This window comes from Sphingomonas sp. (genome assembly GCF_035317925.1).
Classification (GTDB): domain Bacteria; phylum Pseudomonadota; class Alphaproteobacteria; order Sphingomonadales; family Sphingomonadaceae; genus Sphingomonas_I.
Map to the genome: position 1 here is coordinate 1 of NZ_DATHFV010000223.1, position 18,935 is coordinate 18,935.

At 65.6% G+C, this 18,935-nt stretch carries 21 protein-coding genes and 1 pseudogene; 16 read left to right on the forward strand and 6 right to left on the reverse strand.

Features of this window, described 5'->3' with window-relative positions:
• Positions 1 to 532 (forward strand): annotated as a pseudogene (locus VK533_RS16215) (EmrB/QacA family drug resistance transporter); the annotation flags it as partial.
• Positions 529 to 1,959 carry an efflux transporter outer membrane subunit gene (locus VK533_RS16220; RefSeq protein ID WP_324379608.1) on the forward strand — a complete coding sequence of 477 codons (1,431 nt, stop codon included), beginning with the start codon at positions 529 to 531 and terminating at the stop codon, positions 1,957 to 1,959. The pseudogene VK533_RS16215 and the gene VK533_RS16220, both read left to right, overlap by 4 nt.
• 126 nt (positions 1,960 to 2,085) lie before the next feature.
• Here the strand turns inward: VK533_RS16220 and VK533_RS16225 are convergent, their stop codons facing one another.
• Positions 2,086 to 2,733: a hypothetical protein gene (locus tag VK533_RS16225; protein WP_324379609.1), complete on the reverse strand. Its 648-nt coding sequence runs from the start codon at positions 2,731 to 2,733 to the stop codon at positions 2,086 to 2,088.
• A 77-nt stretch (positions 2,734 to 2,810) separates the two neighbouring features.
• On the opposite strand from VK533_RS16225, the gene ispH reads away from it, so the two are divergent.
• The 7 genes from ispH to VK533_RS16260 all read left to right on the forward strand — a co-directional run bounded on the left by ispH (position 2,811) and on the right by VK533_RS16260 (position 8,990).
• Positions 2,811 to 3,779 (forward strand): 4-hydroxy-3-methylbut-2-enyl diphosphate reductase, encoded by a 969-nt coding sequence (gene ispH / locus VK533_RS16230; RefSeq protein WP_324379611.1) that lies wholly within the window; start codon positions 2,811 to 2,813, stop codon positions 3,777 to 3,779.
• A 20-nt stretch (positions 3,780 to 3,799) separates the two neighbouring features.
• Positions 3,800 to 4,759 (forward strand): homoserine kinase, encoded by a 960-nt coding sequence (gene thrB / locus VK533_RS16235; RefSeq protein ID WP_324379613.1) that lies wholly within the window; start codon positions 3,800 to 3,802, stop codon positions 4,757 to 4,759.
• Positions 4,760 to 4,779: 20 nt separating this feature from the next.
• Entirely contained in the window at positions 4,780 to 5,208 is a 429-nt protein-coding gene (rnhA, locus tag VK533_RS16240) for a ribonuclease HI (protein WP_324379673.1), read from the forward strand.
• Between the two features lie 119 nt (positions 5,209 to 5,327).
• On the forward strand, positions 5,328 to 5,561 hold the full coding sequence (locus VK533_RS16245; protein WP_324379616.1) for a FeoA family protein: 234 nt from the start codon (positions 5,328 to 5,330) through the stop codon (positions 5,559 to 5,561).
• The gene (gene feoB / locus VK533_RS16250) at positions 5,558 to 7,417 is read left to right on the forward strand and encodes a ferrous iron transporter B (protein ID WP_324379617.1); all 1,860 of its coding nucleotides are present in this window, start codon (positions 5,558 to 5,560) and stop codon (positions 7,415 to 7,417) included. The genes VK533_RS16245 and feoB overlap by 4 nt, the downstream gene beginning before the upstream one ends.
• Positions 7,418 to 7,455: 38 nt before the next feature.
• Complete coding sequence (gene ssb, locus VK533_RS16255) at positions 7,456 to 7,986, forward strand: single-stranded DNA-binding protein (RefSeq protein WP_324379619.1); 531 nt, start codon at positions 7,456 to 7,458, stop codon at positions 7,984 to 7,986.
• Positions 7,987 to 8,024: 38 nt separating this feature from the next.
• Entirely contained in the window at positions 8,025 to 8,990 is a 966-nt protein-coding gene (locus tag VK533_RS16260; protein WP_324379621.1) for a class I SAM-dependent methyltransferase, read from the forward strand.
• 6 nt (positions 8,991 to 8,996) lie between these two features.
• On the opposite strand, the gene VK533_RS16265 is transcribed toward VK533_RS16260, so the two are convergent.
• Together VK533_RS16265 and VK533_RS16270 are read right to left on the reverse strand one after the other, a co-directional pair.
• The gene (locus tag VK533_RS16265) at positions 8,997 to 9,512 is read right to left on the reverse strand and encodes a YceD family protein (protein WP_324379675.1); all 516 of its coding nucleotides are present in this window, start codon (positions 9,510 to 9,512) and stop codon (positions 8,997 to 8,999) included.
• A complete protein-coding gene (locus VK533_RS16270) occupies positions 9,509 to 10,027 on the reverse strand; it encodes a ubiquinol-cytochrome C chaperone family protein (RefSeq protein ID WP_324379623.1) in 519 nt (172 codons plus the stop codon). The genes VK533_RS16265 and VK533_RS16270 overlap by 4 nt, the downstream gene beginning before the upstream one ends.
• A gap of 159 nt (positions 10,028 to 10,186) precedes the next feature.
• Between VK533_RS16270 and VK533_RS16275 the strand changes: the two genes are divergently transcribed.
• Positions 10,187 to 10,657 carry an outer membrane protein assembly factor BamE gene (locus VK533_RS16275; protein WP_324379625.1) on the forward strand — a complete coding sequence of 157 codons (471 nt, stop codon included), beginning with the start codon at positions 10,187 to 10,189 and terminating at the stop codon, positions 10,655 to 10,657.
• A gap of 63 nt (positions 10,658 to 10,720) precedes the next feature.
• On the opposite strand, the gene VK533_RS16280 is transcribed toward VK533_RS16275, so the two are convergent.
• Entirely contained in the window at positions 10,721 to 12,985 is a 2,265-nt protein-coding gene (locus tag VK533_RS16280; protein ID WP_324379627.1) for an NADP-dependent malic enzyme, read from the reverse strand.
• A gap of 122 nt (positions 12,986 to 13,107) precedes the next feature.
• On the opposite strand from VK533_RS16280, the gene VK533_RS16285 reads away from it, so the two are divergent.
• Positions 13,108 to 13,347, forward strand: a complete 240-nt coding sequence (locus VK533_RS16285) for a DUF2312 domain-containing protein (RefSeq protein ID WP_324379629.1) — start codon at positions 13,108 to 13,110, stop codon at positions 13,345 to 13,347.
• A gap of 48 nt (positions 13,348 to 13,395) precedes the next feature.
• Here VK533_RS16285 and VK533_RS16290 read toward each other — a convergent pair whose 3' ends face one another.
• Positions 13,396 to 14,055, reverse strand: coding sequence for a hypothetical protein (locus VK533_RS16290; protein ID WP_324379631.1), 660 nt, complete (start codon positions 14,053 to 14,055; stop codon positions 13,396 to 13,398).
• 146 nt (positions 14,056 to 14,201) lie between these two features.
• Here VK533_RS16290 and VK533_RS16295 point away from each other — a divergent pair, with 146 nt between their 5' ends.
• From VK533_RS16295 to ruvA, 3 genes are read left to right on the forward strand one after another with little or no spacing between them, the layout of a single operon-like run.
• Positions 14,202 to 14,945 carry a YebC/PmpR family DNA-binding transcriptional regulator gene (locus VK533_RS16295; protein WP_324379633.1) on the forward strand — a complete coding sequence of 248 codons (744 nt, stop codon included), beginning with the start codon at positions 14,202 to 14,204 and terminating at the stop codon, positions 14,943 to 14,945.
• A gap of 28 nt (positions 14,946 to 14,973) precedes the next feature.
• Positions 14,974 to 15,459, forward strand: coding sequence for a crossover junction endodeoxyribonuclease RuvC (gene ruvC / locus VK533_RS16300; RefSeq protein ID WP_324379677.1), 486 nt, complete (start codon positions 14,974 to 14,976; stop codon positions 15,457 to 15,459).
• Positions 15,460 to 15,468: 9 nt separating this feature from the next.
• Entirely contained in the window at positions 15,469 to 16,062 is a 594-nt protein-coding gene (gene ruvA / locus VK533_RS16305; RefSeq protein WP_324379635.1) for a Holliday junction branch migration protein RuvA, read from the forward strand.
• Here the strand turns inward: ruvA and VK533_RS16310 are convergent, their stop codons facing one another.
• On the reverse strand, positions 16,063 to 16,974 hold the full coding sequence (locus VK533_RS16310; protein ID WP_324379637.1) for a 2-hydroxyacid dehydrogenase: 912 nt from the start codon (positions 16,972 to 16,974) through the stop codon (positions 16,063 to 16,065).
• Positions 16,975 to 17,154: 180 nt separating this feature from the next.
• Between VK533_RS16310 and VK533_RS16315 the strand changes: the two genes are divergently transcribed.
• Together VK533_RS16315 and ruvB are read left to right on the forward strand one after the other, a co-directional pair.
• Positions 17,155 to 17,829, forward strand: a complete 675-nt coding sequence (locus tag VK533_RS16315; protein WP_324379639.1) for a sulfotransferase family protein — start codon at positions 17,155 to 17,157, stop codon at positions 17,827 to 17,829.
• 47 nt (positions 17,830 to 17,876) lie between these two features.
• Positions 17,877 to 18,905 (forward strand): Holliday junction branch migration DNA helicase RuvB, encoded by a 1,029-nt coding sequence (gene ruvB, locus VK533_RS16320; protein ID WP_324379641.1) that lies wholly within the window; start codon positions 17,877 to 17,879, stop codon positions 18,903 to 18,905.
• Positions 18,906 to 18,935 lie beyond the last annotated feature (30 nt).

The following is an 18,935-nucleotide window of genomic DNA, read 5'->3' on the forward strand; positions in this document are numbered from 1 at the left end:
CCGCGTGCTGCTGGCGTCGGGCCTGCTGCTCACCGCCGCGGTGCTGTGGGAGATGACCGGCTTCACGCCCGACGTCTCGGAATGGACGCTGATCCGCACCGGCATCCTGCAGGGCATGGGGCTCGGTTTCATGTTCGTGCCGCTCAGCACCATCACCTTCGCCACCTTGCCCGGAAACCTGCGCACCCAGGGCACGGCACTCTACAGCCTGATCCGCAACATCGGATCGAGCATCGGCATCTCGTCGCTGCAAGTGCTGGCGATCCGCAACACCGAGATCGTCCATTCGCGCCTGACCGAAGGGCTGCGCCCGGACAATCCGGCGATGGCCAACCTGCCCGCGCGCTTCAGCCTAAGCGAGCCCGGTGGGATCGCCGCGCTCAATGGCGAGATTTCGCGCCAGGCGGCGATGGTCTCCTATGTCGATGCCTTCTGGTTTTTGGCGATCCTGAGCGGCGGCGCGATCCTGCTCCTGCTGCTGGTACGTAAGCCGAAGCGCGCCGCTCCCCCTGTCCAGGTGCATATGGAATGAAATTGTCCTCAATCCGCCTCATCGCCGTTCCAGTCCTGCTGTCGCTGCTGGCCGGCTGCACCGTCGGACCCGATTTCAAGCGCCCCGCGTCGCCCGCCACGTCCGGCTATCTCGCGGCGGGCGAGCAGTCCGGCGCCACGGCCACCAACGGCACCGCACCGATCCGCTGGTGGACCGCGTTCGGGTCGTCCGACATCGATGCGCTGGTCGATCGAGCGCTCGCGAACAATCAGGACCTCGCCGCAAGCAATGCGACGCTGCAAAAGGCGCGCGAACAATGGCGCGCGGTACGGGGCGCGCAATTGCCGCAGGTCGATGCCAATGCGCGCGTCGACCAGCAGGAGATCAATTTTGCGAGCTACGGCTTCCCCGGTACCAACCCGGAATTCGCACTCTATTCGGTCGGCGGCATTGCCTCGTTCGACCTTGACCTGTTCGGCCGGCGTCGCCGCCAGACCGAGCAGGGGGCGGCTGACGCCGAGGCGCAGCAGCGCCAGACCGAGGCCGCGCATCTCGCGATCGCCGGCCAGGTCGTCACCCAAGCGATCACGGTCGCAGCGATCAACTCGCGGATCGCCACGGTCCAGTTGCTGGTCAGTGAGGACCAGAAGAATGTCGACCTGACCGACAAGCGCCGCCGCGCGGGCGAAGGCACGCTTGTCCAGGTGCTGACCGCGCAAAGCCAGCTCGCGGACGACGAGACTGCCCTGCCGCCGCTCTATCAGCAGCTGAGCACGGCGACGCACATGCTCGCTTTGCTGGTCGGCGTCGCGCCGGCCGATTTCACCGCACCGAAGGTGACGCTCGCCGACCTCACGCTGCCGGCCGCCATCCCGGTCAGCCTGCCGTCCGAACTGGTCCACCGCCGGCCCGACATCCTCCAGTCGGAAGCGGATTTGCATAGCGCGACCGCCGCGATCGGGGTCGCGACCGCGCGGCTCTATCCGGACATCACATTGGGGGCGACGCTGACGCAGGGCGCGCCCAATATCGGCAATGTACTGGGCAACGGCTTTCGCGGTTACGACATCTTCGCCGGCCTGACCGCGCCGATCTTCCACGGTGGCACGTACAAGGCGGAACAGCGCGCAGCGGTGGACGAAGCACGCGCCGCCGACGCCCGTTATCGCCAGACCGTGCTCACCGCCTTCCAGCAGGTCGCCGATTTGCTGACCGCGCTCGATCACGACCGCCAGGCGCTCGACAGCAACCAGAAGGCGATCGATGTCGCCGGCCATGCGCTGATATTGTCGCGGCGCAGTTTCGAGGTCGGCAATTCGGGCGTGCTCGACATCGTCGACGCCCAGCGCGTCTATCAGCGCGCCTTATCCGCCACGGTCGAGGCAAGCGCGCGCCAATATCTGGACAGCGCGCAACTGTTCGTCGCGACCGCCGGCGGCTGGACCGGCGTGCCGGCGCGTAATTGATTTGATTCAGATGTCCTGAAGCGGCACCGGCCCACACCCCACCCGGCCTCCCAACAGGTTATTCTATGGGAGCCCCGGGTGGGGGTGTGGGCCGGTGCCGCCCTGGTTCGTTTACCGAACCGAAAACTAACGCGTCGCGTTGTACTTCAGCTGCGCGTCGGTCAGCTGGAAGCCGATCAGCAGCTCGAAATTCGCCTGGTTGATCGCCGCCTTGATCCTGGGATCGGCGAGCGGATCGACCGAGGCGTCGGCATCGGATGCCTTACGCTTGCGATGCAGGCGCGCCTGCGCGACCGTGGGCAAGGTCGACAAAGATTTCTGGATGTCGGCGCCGGCGCCGGCGGTGCCGGTCGCGCGATATTGGCCGTCGGCGAAGTGGACCAGCACCTGGCTGACCTGCTTCGACATGATGGTCGTGCCGGCGCGCATCACGGTCGAGAAATAGGGGAACACCAGATCGCGCTCGCCGCGTGGGCTGGCTCGCCGCGCGACCACGTCGAACGTCACCTTGGTATGGACGATGTCGCCGGTCTGATCGCAGCTGGTGCGCAGATTGGTGACGGTCGCGGTGACGTCGAGCGCGCGCGCATCCTGACTCTGCTCGGGGCTGAACAGGCTGACATCGCCGGTATAGGCCGGAATCGCGACCGCCGGGCAGGTCGACCGCACGACGTTGAGCCCGCCGCTCACGTCGAAATCGTCCTCCTTGGAGCAACTCGCCAGGATCGGCAGCAGGGCAAAAGCGGGGAGCAGACGACGGATCAAGAGGCGCATCCTAGCGGACCAAAGATAAGGCCGGCACTCATAGGAAGCGGCTTTCGCGGGGGCAAGCAATCGCTTAAGGCGATGCGATGGACGGAGACACCGCCCCCCTTTCAAACAAGCCACCGCTCGATCTGCTGATCGCGGCGCCGCGTGGCTTTTGCGCGGGCGTCGATCGCGCGATCCGCATCGTCGAGCTGTCGATCGAGAAATATGGCGCGCCGATCTATGTCCGGCACGAAATCGTCCATAATCGCCATGTCGTAGAGGCGCTTAAGGCCAAGGGCGCGATCTTCGTGGAGGAGCTGGATGAAGTGCCGGACGGCGTGCCGGTGGTCTTTTCCGCGCACGGCGTGCCCAAGGCGGTACCGCACAAGGCGGCCGAGCGCGGGCTCGACTATATCGACGCGACCTGCCCGCTCGTCTCCAAGGTCCATCGCCAGGCGGAACGGCTGGTCGAGGCCGGGCGGCACATATTGTTCGTCGGCCATCGCGGCCATCCCGAGGTGATCGGCACGCTCGGCCAGGTGCCCGAGGGCGCGATGACGCTGATCGAGACCAACGAGGATGCGGAGGCGCTGATGCCGGCCGATCCGGCCAATCTCGCCTTTCTGACCCAGACCACTTTGTCGGTGGACGATACCGCACAGGTGGTGGCGACGCTCAGGCGCCGCTTTCCGCTGATCCAGGCGCCGCGCGGCGAGGATATCTGCTACGCGACGTCGAACCGGCAGGCGGCCGTCAAGGACATCGCCACGCAGTGCGATGCGCTGCTCGTGATCGGTGCACCCAATTCTTCCAATTCGGTACGCCTGGTCGAGGTCGCGTTGCGCGCCGGGCGACGGGCGAAATTGATCGAAAGCGCGGCCGATCTCGACCTCGCCTGGCTGGATGGCGTGCGCACGCTCGGCATCAGCGCGGGCGCCTCGGCTCCCGAATTGCTGGTGCGCGAACTGGTCGATCGGCTGGGCCGGCACTTCACGGTCAGCGAGCGTGAGATGAACGGCGAACCCGAATCGATGGTGTTCAAGCTGCCGCGCACGCTCGCCGCCGCCTGACCGATCCGGAGCGGGGGGCAATGGCGGTCTACACCCAGGTTTCGGCGGAAGCGTTGTCGGCGCTGCTCGAAACCTATGATGCCGGCACTTTGATCTCGGTCAAGGGCATCGCCGAAGGGGTCGAGAACAGCAATTACCTCGTCGATACGAGCGCGGGGCGCTTCATCCTGACGTTGTACGAAAAGCGCGTCGACAGCGCCGATCTGCCCTTCTTCATGGCGCTGCTCGATCACCTTGCGGACAAGGGCCTGCACGTGCCGCGCGCCATTCGCGACCGTTCGGGCCTTCAGATCCGCGAGGTGGCCGGACGCCCCGCCTGCCTGATCGAATTCCTGCCCGGCGTTTCGGTCAGCCATCCGACGCCAGCCCAGACGCACGCCACCGGCGCGGTGCTGGGCCAGATGCACGCGGCGCTCACAGATTTCACCGGCGAGCGGCCCAATACACTGGGGCTGCCCGGGTGGCGCGCGCTGGCGGCGCGTTGCGGCCCCGACCTCGACCGGATCGCGCCGGGGCTGGGATTGCGCGTCGCCGAAGAATTGACCTGGCTCGACCAGTCCTGGCCGACGACGCTGGCACATTCGGTGATCCATGCCGATCTGTTCCCGGACAACGTGCTGATGCGCGGCGCGGCGGTGACGGGTGTGATCGACTTCTACTTCGCGTGCAGCGACGTCCGCGCATGGGACGTGGCGGTGACGCATGCATCCTGGTGCTTCGAGAATGACGGCACCGGCTTCCACGCGGACCGGGCGGCGGCGTTGATCGCGGGCTATGACGAGACGTTCGGGCTTTCCGCCGAAGAGCGCGACGCGTTCCGCGCCCTCGCCCGCGGTGCGTGCCTGCGTTTCCTGCTGACCCGTGCGTGGGATTGGCTGAACACGCCGGCTGATGCGCTGGTGACGCGCAAGGATCCGCTCGCCTTTCTGCGCCGGCTCGATTTCTACCGCGACGCCGATCCTGAAAGTCTTGGCCTGTGAGCGAACTGCCTGTGGTCCACATGGCAACCGACGGCGCCTGCAAGGGCAATCCCGGCCCGGGCGGCTGGGGCGTCGTGATCCGATCCGGCGAGAAGGAAAAGGAATTGTCGGGCGGCGAGAAGCTCACCACCAATAACCGCATGGAAATGACCGCTGCGATCCGCGGTCTTACCGCGCTCAAACGCCCCTGCCGCGTCGTGCTGTCGACCGACAGCCGCTACGTCATGGACGGGCTGACCAAATGGCTGCCCGGCTGGCTGCGCAACGGCTGGCGCACCGCCGCCAAGCAGCCCGTCAAGAATGCCGACCTATGGCAGGAACTGGTCGCCGCCGCCGCGCCGCATCAGATCCGCTGGGAATGGGTCAAGGGCCATGCCGGCCACCCGGAGAATGAGCGCGCCGACACCTTGGCGAGCGACGCCGCGATCATGGCTGGACGCGTTCGCTAGCGCGCCCGATCGGCCGCATGCGGCGCCAATCCTCATGTCCCTATAAGATCCATCGCAAAAGAGTGGCGTGCGCGCATCCTTATTGCTAATAAGTCGCACAAACAGATTAAGGCCGCTCCGTGCGTCTCGACCAGCTTCCCCTTCGCCAGGCATCGCGCATCGCGTCGATCGACTGGACGGGCCTCGCTCCGCGCGAGGCGCAGCGCCTTCGCGAACTGGGTTTTGACGACGGGGTCGCGATCGAAGCGCTGCATCGCAGCGCGATGAAGGGCCCGCTCGCCTGCCGGGTCGGCCGGATGATCATTGCGGTCCGGCGCAAGGTGGCGGCGACGGTTACCGTCGAACCCGCATGAATCCTTCGCCTATGATCGCACTGGTCGGCAACCCCAATGCCGGCAAGTCCGCGCTTTTCAATGCGTTGACCGGGGCCCGCCAGAAGGTCGGCAATTATCCCGGTGTCACGGTCGAACGAAAAGTCGGGCGCATGGCACTCGATGATGGGCGCCCGCTCGAGCTGGTCGATCTGCCGGGCACGTACAGCCTCGACCCTGCCAGTCCCGACGAACAGGTGACGCGCGACGTGCTGTTCGGGCGTCAGGCGGGCGAGCGGACCCCATCGGCGTTGGTGGTGGTCGTCGACGCCACCAATCTCGACAATCATCTGCGCTTCGTCCTGCAATTGGTCGCGCTCGGCCTGCCCGTGGTCGTCGCGCTCAACATGATCGACATGGCGGAGCGCGACGGGCTGGTAATCGATATTGCCCGCCTCTCCGCCGAACTGGGCGTTCCGGTCGTACCGACGGTGGCGGTACGCAAGCGCGGCCTCGACGAATTGCGCGCCGCGCTTGGCCGCGCGGTTGGCGGCGGGGGCAAGGCGGTGTTCGCCACTGGCGAACCGGAGGATATCACCAAGCTCCAGCGCGAGGCGCGCCGCATCGCGGATGCAGTCACCGTGCAGCAGCATGCCGAAAATGCCTGGACCCAGCGGCTAGACCGCGTCGCGCTCCATCCGGTGATCGGCCCGATCCTGCTCGCGGGCATGATGTTCGTCATGTTCCAGGCTGTCTTTTCGTGGAGCCAGGTTCCGATCGAGTGGCTCGCCTCGGCGCAGGCGTGGCTGGCCGACACCGCGATCCGGACCTTGCCCGACAATCTTCTGCGATCCTTGCTGGTCGACGGCATCATCAACGGCGTCGGCTCCGTCGTCGCCTTCCTGCCGCAGATCCTGATCCTGTTCTTCTTCATCCTGCTGCTGGAAGCGTCGGGCTATATGGTCCGCGCCGCCTTCCTGATGGACCGGCTGATGGCGGGTGTCGGATTATCGGGCCGCGCTTTCATCCCTCTCCTTTCCTCCTTCGCCTGCGCGATTCCCGGGATCATGGCGACGCGGTCGATCGACGATCCGCGCGACCGGCTGACCACGATCCTGATCGCGCCATTGATGACCTGCTCGGCGCGTTTGCCGGTTTATGCCGTGATCATCGGCGCTTTCATTCCCGCAAAACGGGTGCTGCCCGGCGTCGGCCTGCAGGGACTGGTGCTGTTCTGCCTCTATCTCGCCGGCATCGGCGGCGCGATGGCGGTGGCGGCGGTGCTGCGCCGGACGGTCACCAAGGGTGGTGGCGGCGGCTTCCTGATGGAACTGCCCAAATATCAGATGCCGGTGTGGCGCGACGTCGCGCTCGGTCTGTGGCAGCGTTGCCTGATCTTCCTGCGCCGCGCCGGCACCGTTATCCTGTGGGTGACGGTCGTGCTGTGGGTGCTGACCTCCTATCCGGTGGCGCCCGAAGGCAGCGGCATCAAGCAGAGCGAATATTCGATCGCCGGACGGATCGCCTCGGTGCTCGAACCGGTGGTGCGGCCGGTCGGCTTCAACCATAACATGGCGCTGGCGGTCATTCCGGCGATGGCGGCGCGCGAAGTCGCGGTCTCGGCCTTGCAGACGGTTTATTCGATCGATGCCGGCGACGATGAAAAGGTCGGCCAGAAGCGCCTTGGGCTGCGGCTGCGCGGTGCCTGGTCGCTACCGACCGCGCTCGCCTTCCTCGCCTGGTTCGTGTTCGCGCCGCAATGCCTGTCGACGATCGCGGTGATCCGGCGCGAAACCAACGGCTGGCTCTGGCCCGCTTTCACGCTTGGCTACTTATTTGTGCTCGCCTGGTGCGCAGCGGGCATTACCTTCTGGACCGCGACCGCGCTCGGGCTTTAAGGTCCCCTCCGAACAGCATTACGAGCGGAGAGAAGAAAATGGCCGGTTCGGTCAACAAGGTGATCCTCGTCGGCAATCTCGGGCGTGATCCCGAATCGCGCAGCTTCCAGAATGGCGGCAAGGTCGTGAACCTGCGCATCGCTACGTCGGAGACGTGGAAGGACCGCACGTCGGGCGAGCGCAAGGAAAAGACCGAATGGCATTCGGTCGCGATCTTCAGCGAAGGGCTCGCCAACGTCGCCGAAAAATATCTGCGCAAAGGCTCCAAGGTTTACCTGGAGGGCGCGCTTCAAACCCGGAAGTGGCAGGGCTCGGACGGGCAGGACAAATATTCGACCGAGATCGTGCTGCAGGGCTTCAACGCCGTGCTGGTGCTGCTTGATCGCCGTGAAGGCGAAGGCGGCGGCGCCCGCAGCGGCGGCTGGGACGAAGATGCCGGCGGCAACGATTTCAATTCGAGCTCTGTCGGCAGCGGTAGCGGCGGCGCGGCCCGGGGTGGCGCTCCCAGCGGCGGCGCGAGCCGTCCGGCCGCATTCGACAGCGACCTGGACGACGACGTCCCGTTCTGAGGCGCGGCGTTCCGGCCCGAAATCACTAGGAAAAGCCTGTGGCGCTCGAACAACCCGCCTCGGACGCGGATATCCGTGCGCTCTATCGCACCGTGCTCAAGCGCGAGGCGGAGAGCGACGCGGTCGTGCGCAATTATACTGACGCCAATATCGCGCTGGGCGACGCCCTAAACACGTTCCTGACGTGCCCAGAATTTGTCGAGCGCAACGTGCCTGCGGCTAGTGCCGCGATCTGGCAGGCGCGCCAGCCCGGCACGATCGAGACCGAAGCTACCGACGCGCAACTCGCGGCGATGCGTGCGCATGTCGAGAAGGTGTGGTCGGCCTATGGCGAGGAACAGACCTATTGGTCGGTGCTCACCGCCGACAAATATCGGGATGCGGCGCTCGACGCGGCAACCTTGGCCGATTTCTATGCCTCGGGCTTCGGCACCTACGACCAGATCGCACGCCTGCTTGCCCGCAACGATGTCGAGGCGGCGCGCGTCCGGTCGGTGCTCGATTTCGGTTGCGGCGTCGGCCGGCTCGCGGCACCGTTCGCCCAGCATTTCGGCCATTATATCGGCGTCGACATCAGCCCGGGCCATCTTCGCCTCGCCCGGGAACGCGCGGCGGCGAGCGGGCTGAACGATACCGAGTTCCTGATGATGGGCGACTTCCTGCGCTCGGATATCGCCTACGATCTCTATTACAGCCTGATCGTGTTGCAGCATAATCCACCGCCGATCATGCGCGAGATGCTGCGCGCCGGCCTGCAGCGCGTACGTCCCGGTGGCTATGCGCTGTTCCAGATACCGGCGATGATCTTCGACTACAGCTTCTCGGTCGAACAGTATCTCGCCGGGGGCTGGCGCGATTCGATGGAGATGCACGCCTTGCCGCAGCGCGCGGTGTTCGCCGAGCTCGCCCATGCCGGCTTCCGGCTGCTGGAGATCGTCCCCGACCCCTTCATCGGTCCGGCCGGCATTTCCTACGTCTATCTAGCCGAGAAAATACCAGCCTAAGCGGCACTAGAGCTTGTCCCTGAGCGCCTTCAACGCCGCGAAGGGGCCCGCATCCGCTTCGCCGATCACACCGGCAGCACGCAGTTTCTCCTCGGCGTCCGGCGCACGCGGAAAGGGATCCAGCGCCAGCGCCAGCGTCTGCGCGGCCGCTTCGCCGAGATCGACCGCACTTCCCTCATAGGGGATCACGTCGAGATCGTTTTCGTGCAGCTCGATTTCCTCGGCTGCGTCCACCTCCGCTTCGGGCAGGAAGCGCAGCGCGAAATCCTCGGCGATTTTGGCCGGAACCGGAGCGCCGCTCGCGACGCAGGCTTGCACTACCCTGGCCCGCAATTTTCCGGTCGCGACCACGGCGTCGTTCTCCCGAACGAGTTCGGCGGTTACAGCCAGAGCGTCGATCTGGATCAGTCCGAAGCGCACCGCCAGCGCTGCACGCTCCGCTTCGTTCGCCTCGATCGTCACGGCGCGCACGCCCCCGCCGAGTTCGTCCAATCGATAAGGCCTGGAAAATTCCGGGGTCATGCCGGCCACGCGCCCGCCTTGAGATCGGCGCCGGGCAGCGCCGACAACCGATCGCGCAACGCAATCAGCCCGTCCCGCACCGTCGCCAGAGCCTCGGTGCTCGGGGGCGTCCCGCGATAAATGTTGCGCGCGATTACGTCGTCGAGCTCGCCGTTGGAGAAAGCCTCACGCAGAGCACCCAGCCGCCCGCCGAGCGCGCCCATCATCCGGCCGATATGCTTGCCGACGACGATGTCGCCGATGCCGCGCTCGCGCAATTGCCCGTCCATATCCTCGACGAACAATTCAGCGAGAAAGGCTGCGGGCGCGCGACCACCCTCGCCTTCGCCCTCCAGCCGCAGCAGGACCAGGCTCAATACCGCCGCCACCATATCGAACCGCCCGTCGAGCGTGTCGGGCACGCAGCCCGCCCGATACCAGTCCGGCCGACGCGCTTCCGCGACCACATGTCCGTAAAGCGGCGCCAGCGCGTCACGCTCGCTCCGCCCGAACAGACGACGCCATACTCCTGCCATTCAACCTATCTCCGTGCGCTCCGACTTGCGGAGCCGCCAAGCGCCGCATATTGAGGCCGGCGCGCGCGGTTGCAATCCCGATGCGTGGAGTCATCGGCTAAGCCTGGGTTCAGCCACAGGCCGTCAGGCTCAAGATTGGCGTCGGGAAAGGGTTACTTCATGGCAGCATCGATCAAGCGCGGGGCAATCGCGGCGCTCAGCCTCGTGGCGCTGGCGGGCTGCGCGCAGGTGCGCGATCACAAGGGCTATATCGTCGACACCACGCTGATCAACACGGTCCAGCCCGGCGTCGACAACAAGGATTCGGTCAACAAGACGCTCGGACGGCCGACTTTCGACAGCGCGTGGGACGGCAGCAATACCTGGTATTATCTGGCGCGCGACACGCGCAGCCTGGCCTTCAGCACCCCCAAGCCGGTGACACAGACCCTGCTGGCGGTGCGCTTCGCCGCGAACGGCGACGTCGCCTCGGTACAGCGCACAGGCGTCGAGACGGTGCGTGATATTCAGGTTTATGGCCGCAAGACGCCGGTGCTCGGCTCGCACCGCAGCTTCTTCTCGGAGCTGTTCGGCAATATCGCGCCGGGGACGACCGACAAGGCGACGACCGCCGACAATCCCGGCGGCTGATCGGTCCTACATTCCAGAATCAAACAAAGCCGCCGATCTCAAATCAGCGGCTTTGTTATAAGCCTAGTGCGCGATGCCGGCCCCGGCCAGCACCGCCAGCGTCAGCAATTCGGATGCGGTCGCCGACATCGTCGCGATCTGGACCGGCTTTTCCATGCCGACCAGCATCGGGCCGATCACCGCGTCACCATCCACCTCGCGCAGCAATTTGGCCGAGATGTTAGCCGATTGGAGGCCCGGGAAGATCAGCACATTGGCCGGACCGGACAGGCGGCTGAACGGATAAGCTTTGCGCATGTTCGGGTTGAGCGCGACGTCAGGCGCCATCTCGCCTTCGAACTCGAAGCCCGGATCCTTCTCTTCCATCAACGCCACCGCATCGCGGACATTGTCGATCCACTCGCCCGGCGGATTGCCGAAGGTCGAGTAAGACAGGAAGGCGACGCGCGGTTCATGGCCCATTTTGCGGGCGACGTCCGCCGTATGCTGGGCGATCGCGACCAGTTCCTTCGGCGTCGGCCGTTCAGTCACCATCGTGTCGGCCATGAACACGGTGTGTTTCTTGCCGACGATGACATGGATCCCGCACGGACGACGCCCTTCGATCGGATCGATCACGCGCCGCACCTGGCGCAAGGTCTTGCCATAAGTCCGGGTGACGCCGGTGATCATCGCGTCCGCATGGCCGAGCGCGAGCAGGAGTGCGCCGAAGATATTGCGATCCTGGTTGACCATCGCCTCAACCTCGCGGCGCAGATAGCCGCGCCGCTGAAGCCGATTGTAGAGATAATCGACCATCTGCGGCACGAGCGGCGAATGGCGGCTGTTATGCAGCTCAAAGCTGTCCGGATCGTCGACCCCGAGTGCGCGAAGCTTGTCCGGCACCTCGTCGCGGCCAACCAGAACGGGCGTGCCATAGCCGCCATCGCGAAAGGCGATTGCCGCGCGCAGCACAACTTCCTCCTCCGCCTCCGCGAACACGACACGCTTGGGATTGGCGCGGGCATTGGCATGCGCCAGCGTCAGCACCGACGTCGCCGGACTCAGTCGCGCCTTCAACGACTCGCGATAGGCCGCGAGATCCTCGATCTGATGGCGCGCGACACCGGTCCGCATCGCCGCTTCGGCCACTGCTGCCGGGATGATTTCCATCAGACGCGGGTCGAACGGCGCCGGGATGATATAGTCCGGGCCGAAGCGCGGTGCTTTGCCGCCATAGGCCGCCGCCACCTCCTCCGGCACCTGCTGGCGCGCCAGGCTGGCGAGCGCTTCGGCGGCCGCTATCTTCATCTCTTCGTTGATCGCGGTCGCGCGCACGTCGAGCGCGCCGCGGAAGATGAAGGGGAAACCCAGCACATTGTTGACCTGGTTCGGATAGTCCGACCGGCCGGTGGCGACGATCGCGTCGGGCCGTACCGCCTTGGCCTCGGGCGGCGTTATCTCCGGATCGGGATTGGCCATCGCGAAGATGATCGGATTCTTGGCCATCTTCTTGACCATTTCGGGCTTGAGCGCGCCCGCGGCCGACAGGCCGAGGAAGACATCGGCACCGTCACATGCCTCAGCCAGCGTACGCTTGTCGGTGATGGCGGCATGGGCGGACTTCCACTGATCCATGCTTTCGGTGCGGCCCTGGTAGATCACGCCCGATCGGTCGCACATGATCACCTTGTCGGGGGACACGCCCATCGCCTTGATCAATTCGGTGCAGGCGATCGCGGCCGCGCCCGCGCCGTTGACGACGACGTGAATATCCTTGAGCTCGCGCTTGGTGAGATAGCAGGCGTTGATCAGCCCGGCAGCGGTAATGATCGCGGTGCCGTGCTGGTCGTCATGCATCACCGGAATGTTCATGCGCTCGCGCAGGGTCTGCTCGATCACGAAGCATTCGGGCGCCTTGATATCCTCAAGGTTGATGCCGCCGAAGCTCGGCTCCAGCAACGCGACCGCGTTGCAGAAAGCATCGACGTCTTCGGTCGCGAGTTCGAGATCGATCGCGTCGACGTCGGCGAAGCGCTTGAACAGCACCGCCTTGCCTTCCATCACCGGCTTGGAGGCGAGCGCCCCGAGATTGCCGAGGCCGAGGATCGCGGTCCCGTTGGAGATGACCGCGACCAGATTGCCCTTGGCCGTATAGTCATAGGCCTTGCCCGGATCTTCAGCGATGGCGAGTACGGGCACCGCGACGCCCGGCGAATAGGCCAGGCTGAGATCGCGCTGCGTCGCCATCGGTTTCGAGGCGACGATCTCGATCTTTCCCGGCCGTCCGCACGAGTGGTAATCGAGCGCCTCGCGCTCGGAAAACTGAATGTTACTACCTTCGGCCACTGTTTGGCTCCAAATCCTCTTGTGCGCACCCCTATCCGCCGATTTGATCGGCGTCACCCCATTGCGGATGCCGGCCTGGAGCGGCTAGGCGCGTCGGCTCACCAGAAACACGAGGATATGGAATGTCGGACTTGATCGCAGCGGATCAGCTGCGTCTCTTCATCGAACGAATCGAACGGCTCGAAGAGGAAAAGAAGGGCATGGCGGACGATATCCGCGACGTTTACGCCGAGGCCAAGAGCCAAGGTTACGATGCCAAGACGATGCGCGCGATCGTGCGCCTGCGTAAGATGGAAAAGCATGCCCGCGACGAGGCGGAAATGCTGCTCGACACCTACAAGGCCGCGCTCGGCCTCGGCTAAAGACCGGAAAGGCGCCCGCCCCGGCGGAACCGGGGCGGAACGCATCAATCAGACATTGGCGTCGACTATTACCGGATCGGTCGTTGCCGACGCTGTGGTCGTGCCGGCAGCCGTATAATTGCCGGCGATCTTCTGTTCGACCTGCTTCAGGAAGCCGACCAGCTGATCGATCGAGGCGGTCAGGCTGTCGGCGCTGGTAGTGGCTGTGGTGGCGCCCGTCGCGCTGCTGGCGCCGCTCGTGCTCGCCGTGGCGGATGTGCCGGTCGTGGCGCTGGTACCAAGCACGCCGTCGATGGCGTTGGTGAGATCGCTGAACAGTGCATCGATCGGATTAGTCGACGAAGTCGGATCGGCTGACGACGCCGAGCTTCCACCGACATGCATGTGGTGATGGCCGCCATGGCCGCCCATCTTGGCGGTGGCCTGCGCGAACACCTGCTTCAGTTCGGTCGCCTGATCGTCGGTAAGCGTCCCGCTCGAAACCTGATCGTCGATCAGCGAACTGACCTTGTTCTTAATCGATCCGGGATCGGTGCCCGGCGCGGGCGAGCCGCCCGACTGAAGCGAAGTATCGATATTGGTGAGCGCGCTCGACAGTGCGCTCTGGTCGGTCGACTTGACGGTGCCGGCAGAAACCGCCGCCTGCAGCGCAAGCTGCATACGGTCGGCGGGCGACATCGCAGCCGAATTGCTGCTGATATTGGTCATGGCGGGTCACTTTCCGGGGGCGGAATTGCCGGAACGAATCAAGTGCGTGAAGATGGTTACCAAGGCGTTGACCATGCGGCAGGTTGAAGCGCGCATCCCGTCCAGCTAGAGCGCCTCAAACCCAACAGCGAGAAGACGAAGCGGCAATGGCCGGCCATTCCAAATTCAAGAACATCATGCATCGCAAGGGCGCGCAGGACAAAAAGCGCTCCGCCCTCTTTTCGAAGCTTGCGCGCGAGATCACCGTAGCCGCTCGTTCCGGCTTGCCCGATCCCGATATGAATGCACGCCTGCGCGCCGCGGTCATTACCGCGCGCAAGGAAGGCATGCCCAAGGACAATATCGAACGCTCGATCAACAAGGCGGCCGGTGGCGACGCGGATAATTACGAAGAGATTCGTTACGAAGGCTTCGGCCCGGGCGGCGTATCGCTGATCGTCGAGACGCTGACCGACAACCGCAACCGCACGGCGACCAACGTGCGGCTCGGCTTTTCGAAGAATGGCGGCAATCTCGGCGCGCCCGGTTCGGTCAGCCACGCTTTCGACCGGCTGGGCCTGATCGCCTATCCCGCATCGGCGGGAAATGACGAGAAGGTGTTCGAAGCCGCGCTGGAAGCTGGCGCCGACGATGTCGAGAGCAGCGAAGACGGCCATTCGATCTGGACCGCGCAGGAAAGCCTGCACGGCGTCGCCAAAATACTCGAACCCATCCTGGGCGAGGCCGAAAGCGTGAAGCTGGCCTGGCGCCCGCAGACGCGGGTCGCGCTGGACGAGGCGCAGGCCGGCACATTGCTGAAGCTGATCGACACGCTCGACGACGATGACGACGTCCAGACCATCTGGGGCAATTACGACATCTCCGACGAGATCATGGAGAAGTTGGCTTGATGGTCCCTCCCGCAGGCGGGAGGGTAGCCTGATCCTGATCGGTCTCGACCCCGGACTGGGTACGACCGGCTGGGGCGTGATCGCGGCGGAAGGCAACCGGCTGAGCCACGTCGCCAACGGACAGGTGAAGACCGATAGCGCCATGCCCCTGCCCGCACGGCTGGCGGCGCTGCACGATGCGCTCGGCGCGCTGTTCGAGCTTCACCGTCCGCAGGCCGCGGCGGTCGAGGAAGTGTTCGTCAACATGAACCCGCAATCGACGCTCAAGCTCGGCCAGGCGCGCGGGGTCGTCCTGCTTGCGGCTGCGCGGCATGGGCTCGACGTTGGGGAGTATGCGCCGAGCGTGGTCAAGAAGGCTGTGGTCGGCACGGGCGGGGCCGACAAGACCCAGGTGCACGCCATGGTCGCGCGACTGCTGCCCGGCACAAAGATCGCCGGTCCCGATGCCGCGGACGCGCTCGCGGTGGCAATCACGCACGCCCACCATCTGGCGACCGCGCGGCGGCTCGGCTAGGTTCGCGGCATGATCGCACGTCTTTCCGGAATATTGGCCGAAGCCGGGGCGGATCATGTCGTCATCGACGTCAACGGCGTCGGCTATCTGGCGCAAGCCTCGGCACGGACTTTGTCGGCGATCGGACCGATCGGCGGCACCGTATTGTTGCTCACTGAAATGCAGGTGCGCGAGGATGCGATCACCCTGTTCGGGTTCGGATCGGCGGCGGAGCGTGACTGGTTTCGCTTGCTGACCGGCGTTCAGGGCGTGGGTGGCCGGGTCGCGCTGGCGATCCTGTCGGTGCTCGAACCCAATGACCTGTCGCGTGCGATCGCCCATGGCGACAAGGCGATGATCGCGCGCGCGAACGGGGTCGGCCCCAAGCTTGCCCAGCGCATCGCGATGGAATTGCGCGACAAGGTGGGCGGTATCGCACTGGGGCCCGGCGCCGCGCCCGCACCTGCCGGATCGGCCACGGCTGATGCCATCTCGGCTCTCGCCAATCTTGGCTTCCGTCCCGCCGAAGCGTCAGCGGCGGTAGCGGCGGCCAGCGACGAACTCGGCCCTGAGGCCGGCCTCGATGCCCTCGTCCGGCTGGCGCTGCGCAAGGCGTCGCGCTGATCAGATCGGCGTGAGCAGCGGCTTGCCTGCGAAGAAGGCGGCAAGGTTGGCGAGCGTGAGATCGGCCATTGCCTGGCGCGTCTCGCGGGTCGCGCTGCCCTGATGCGGAATCAGCACGACATTATCGAGCCCGAGCAAGGCTGCGGGCACGTTCGGCTCATCCGCGAACACGTCGAGACCAGCCGCGCCGAGCCGGCCGTCGACCAGCGCCGCGACCATCGCATCTTCATCGACCACGGATCCGCGCGCGATATTGATCAGCGTGCCGTCCGGCCCGAGCGCCTCGATCACCGCGCGGCTGACCAGACCGGCGGTGGGCGCGCCGCCCGAAACCGCCACGATCATCGTTTCGGACCAGGCCGCCAGCGCGACCGGATCGTCGAAATAACGATAGCCCGTCCCCTCGGCGCGGGGGTGGCGAGAAAAATATCCGATCTCCGACGCGAACGGCCGCGCCCGATCCGCGATCGCCTGACCGATCCGGCCGAGCCCGAGTATGCCGATCCGCCGCCCGCTTGCACGGCGCGCCAGCGGCGGTGATCCCTCCTTCGCCCATCGTCCCTGACGGACGTACAGATCCTGCGCGGGCAGTCGCCGCGCGACCGACAGCATCAGGCCGATGGCAAGATCGGCGACGTCGTCGGTCAGCACGTCGGGCGTATTGGTGACCGCGATGCCCCTGGCGCGGGCATGATCGACGTCGACGCGATCGTAACCCACGACCGCGAGCGCGACCATCTTCAGATCGGGCGCCGCATCCATCGTCGCGGCATCGATGCCGTTGCCGCCGCTGAGCGCCGCGGTGATGCCCGGGCCGGGTTCATGGCGCAGGTCGTAGTGCGCGCCGATATGGTCGAGGCAGGAGAAAGCGGGCTGGTTGAGCAGCATCAGCAAAGGAGGCTTGGTCGACATCAGAATCCTCAATGTACGAACATCGACGCTGTATCACGCGCGCGCCGACCTTGATCGATCCAGGCTGAAACAGCCTGGATCGTGAATCAAGGTCTCAACTATTGAATTGAGCCCGATCCACGCCATCGGCGGAAGCGCGCAGCGCTTCCACCAATAACGATCGGGCTCTATGCGGAAAGCATGACGAGCGACAGGCGCAAGGTTTTCGGGATCGGTCTCAACAAGACCGGCACGACCACCCTGGGGGAATGCCTGATCACGCTCGGCTATCGACATCAATCCTACAGCACCGCCGCCCTCGACGCCTTCGTCCATGGCCGAATCGACCAGGTGGTCGATATGACCCGGCATTTCGATTCGTGCGAGGACTGGCCCTGGCCCCTGGCTTGGCGCGAACTCTACGCGCGGTATGGCGCGGACGCGCGCTTCGTGCTGACGAAGCGTGCTTCGTCCCAGATCTGGGTGGAAAGCCTGAAGAAGCATTCGCTCAACACGCATCCCACGCGCGCGATGCGGCCGGTCATCTTCGGCCATTATTATCCGCACGGCTATGAGGCCGAACATGTCGCGGCCTATGAGCGGCACAATCAGGCGGTGCGGGATTTCTTCGCGCGCGAGGCGCCGCACGCCTTGCTCGAATTGTGCTGGGAGAATGGCGACCGCTGGGAAAGGCTGTGCGCCTTCCTCGGCCATGACGTGCCCGACGCGCCTTTTCCGCATATCCGGCCGCGCGCGACCGGGGTCGATCCCGCGATCCGCGCGCAGAACCAGGCACAGATCGACCGCCAGCTCGCGCAAATCGCGGCCGGCCACCGGCAGATCGCGCGCACGCCGTTGATGCAACCGGCGCAATGAGCGGAAATGCTTTCGGCTCGGCCCGCCCTGCGGCTACATCAGCGGCAATGACCGAAGCTGATCGCCTGCTCACGCCGACGCGCGCGCCCGAAGACGTCGATGCGGCCTTGCGCCCGCGCACGCTCGACGAATTCGTCGGGCAGAAGAGCGCGCGCGACAATCTGCGTGTGTTCATCCAGGCGGCCAAGGCGCGTGGCGAGGCGCTCGACCATGTCCTGTTCTTCGGGCCGCCCGGTCTCGGCAAGACCACGCTCGCCCAGATCATTTCGCGCGAACTGGGTGTCGGCTTTCGCGCCACGTCCGGCCCGGTCATCGCCAAATCGGGCGACCTTGCCGCCCTGCTCACCAATCTCGAGGAGGGCGACGTCCTCTTCATCGACGAGATTCATCGCCTCGCGCCGGCGGTGGAGGAGATCCTCTATCCAGCGATGGAGGATCGTGCGCTCGACATCATGATCGGCGAAGGGCCGTCGGCGCGCAGCGTACGGATCGATTTGCCACGCTTCACGCTGGTCGGCGCGACCACGCGTCAGGGCCTGCTGACGACGCCATTGCGCGATCGGTTCGGCATTCCGATCCGGCTCAATTTCTACACCGTGGACGAGCTCGAACTGGTGGTTCGCCGCGCCGCACGGCTGTTGGGTTTCGCGATTTCCGACGACGGCGCGGCCGAAGTGGCCCGCCGCTCGCGCGGGACGCCGCGCATCGCCGGACGGCTGCTGCGGCGGGTACGCGATTTCGCGCATGCCGCCGGCCATGACCTGGTCGAAGCGAAGGATGCGGATGCCGCGCTCAACCGGCTCGAGGTGGATACGCTCGGCCTCGACGCGATGGACCGGCGCTACCTCAACATGATCGCCGATATCTATCAGGGCGGCCCGGTCGGCGTGGAGACGCTGGCGGCCGGTCTGGGCGAACCGCGCGACACGATCGAGGAAGTGATCGAGCCTTATCTGATCCAGCTCGGCCTGGTCGCGCGTACCGCGCGGGGCCGCTGCCTCAACGGCCGTGCCTGGACGCATCTTGGGCTCGAGGCGCCGCCTGCGGCCGGACAAGCCGGCCTGTTCGAGAGCTAACCGACGCTCAACCTACGCTGACGAACCCGG

What these genes read in the sequence shown, in the direction of transcription:
- VK533_RS16310 (WP_324379637.1), bottom strand. Translation starts at nt 16,974, where the DNA reads ATGTCGACCAAGCCTCCTTTGCTGATGCTGCTCAACCAGCCCGCTTTC.
- ispH (WP_324379611.1), top strand. Translation starts at nt 2,811, where the DNA reads ATGGACGGAGACACCGCCCCCCTTTCAAACAAGCCACCGCTCGATCTG.
- ssb (WP_324379619.1), top strand. Translation starts at nt 7,456, where the DNA reads ATGGCCGGTTCGGTCAACAAGGTGATCCTCGTCGGCAATCTCGGGCGT.
- ruvB (WP_324379641.1), top strand. Translation starts at nt 17,877, where the DNA reads ATGACCGAAGCTGATCGCCTGCTCACGCCGACGCGCGCGCCCGAAGAC.
- VK533_RS16290 (WP_324379631.1), bottom strand. Translation starts at nt 14,055, where the DNA reads ATGACCAATATCAGCAGCAATTCGGCTGCGATGTCGCCCGCCGACCGT.
- VK533_RS16295 (WP_324379633.1), top strand. Translation starts at nt 14,202, where the DNA reads ATGGCCGGCCATTCCAAATTCAAGAACATCATGCATCGCAAGGGCGCG.
- VK533_RS16220 (WP_324379608.1), top strand. Translation starts at nt 529, where the DNA reads ATGAAATTGTCCTCAATCCGCCTCATCGCCGTTCCAGTCCTGCTGTCG.
- thrB (WP_324379613.1), top strand. Translation starts at nt 3,800, where the DNA reads ATGGCGGTCTACACCCAGGTTTCGGCGGAAGCGTTGTCGGCGCTGCTC.
- VK533_RS16285 (WP_324379629.1), top strand. Translation starts at nt 13,108, where the DNA reads ATGTCGGACTTGATCGCAGCGGATCAGCTGCGTCTCTTCATCGAACGA.
- feoB (WP_324379617.1), top strand. Translation starts at nt 5,558, where the DNA reads ATGAATCCTTCGCCTATGATCGCACTGGTCGGCAACCCCAATGCCGGC.
- VK533_RS16225 (WP_324379609.1), bottom strand. Translation starts at nt 2,733, where the DNA reads ATGCGCCTCTTGATCCGTCGTCTGCTCCCCGCTTTTGCCCTGCTGCCG.
- VK533_RS16270 (WP_324379623.1), bottom strand. Translation starts at nt 10,027, where the DNA reads ATGGCAGGAGTATGGCGTCGTCTGTTCGGGCGGAGCGAGCGTGACGCG.
- ruvA (WP_324379635.1), top strand. Translation starts at nt 15,469, where the DNA reads ATGATCGCACGTCTTTCCGGAATATTGGCCGAAGCCGGGGCGGATCAT.
- VK533_RS16275 (WP_324379625.1), top strand. Translation starts at nt 10,187, where the DNA reads ATGGCAGCATCGATCAAGCGCGGGGCAATCGCGGCGCTCAGCCTCGTG.
- VK533_RS16265 (WP_324379675.1), bottom strand. Translation starts at nt 9,512, where the DNA reads ATGACCCCGGAATTTTCCAGGCCTTATCGATTGGACGAACTCGGCGGG.
- rnhA (WP_324379673.1), top strand. Translation starts at nt 4,780, where the DNA reads ATGGCAACCGACGGCGCCTGCAAGGGCAATCCCGGCCCGGGCGGCTGG.
- VK533_RS16315 (WP_324379639.1), top strand. Translation starts at nt 17,155, where the DNA reads ATGACGAGCGACAGGCGCAAGGTTTTCGGGATCGGTCTCAACAAGACC.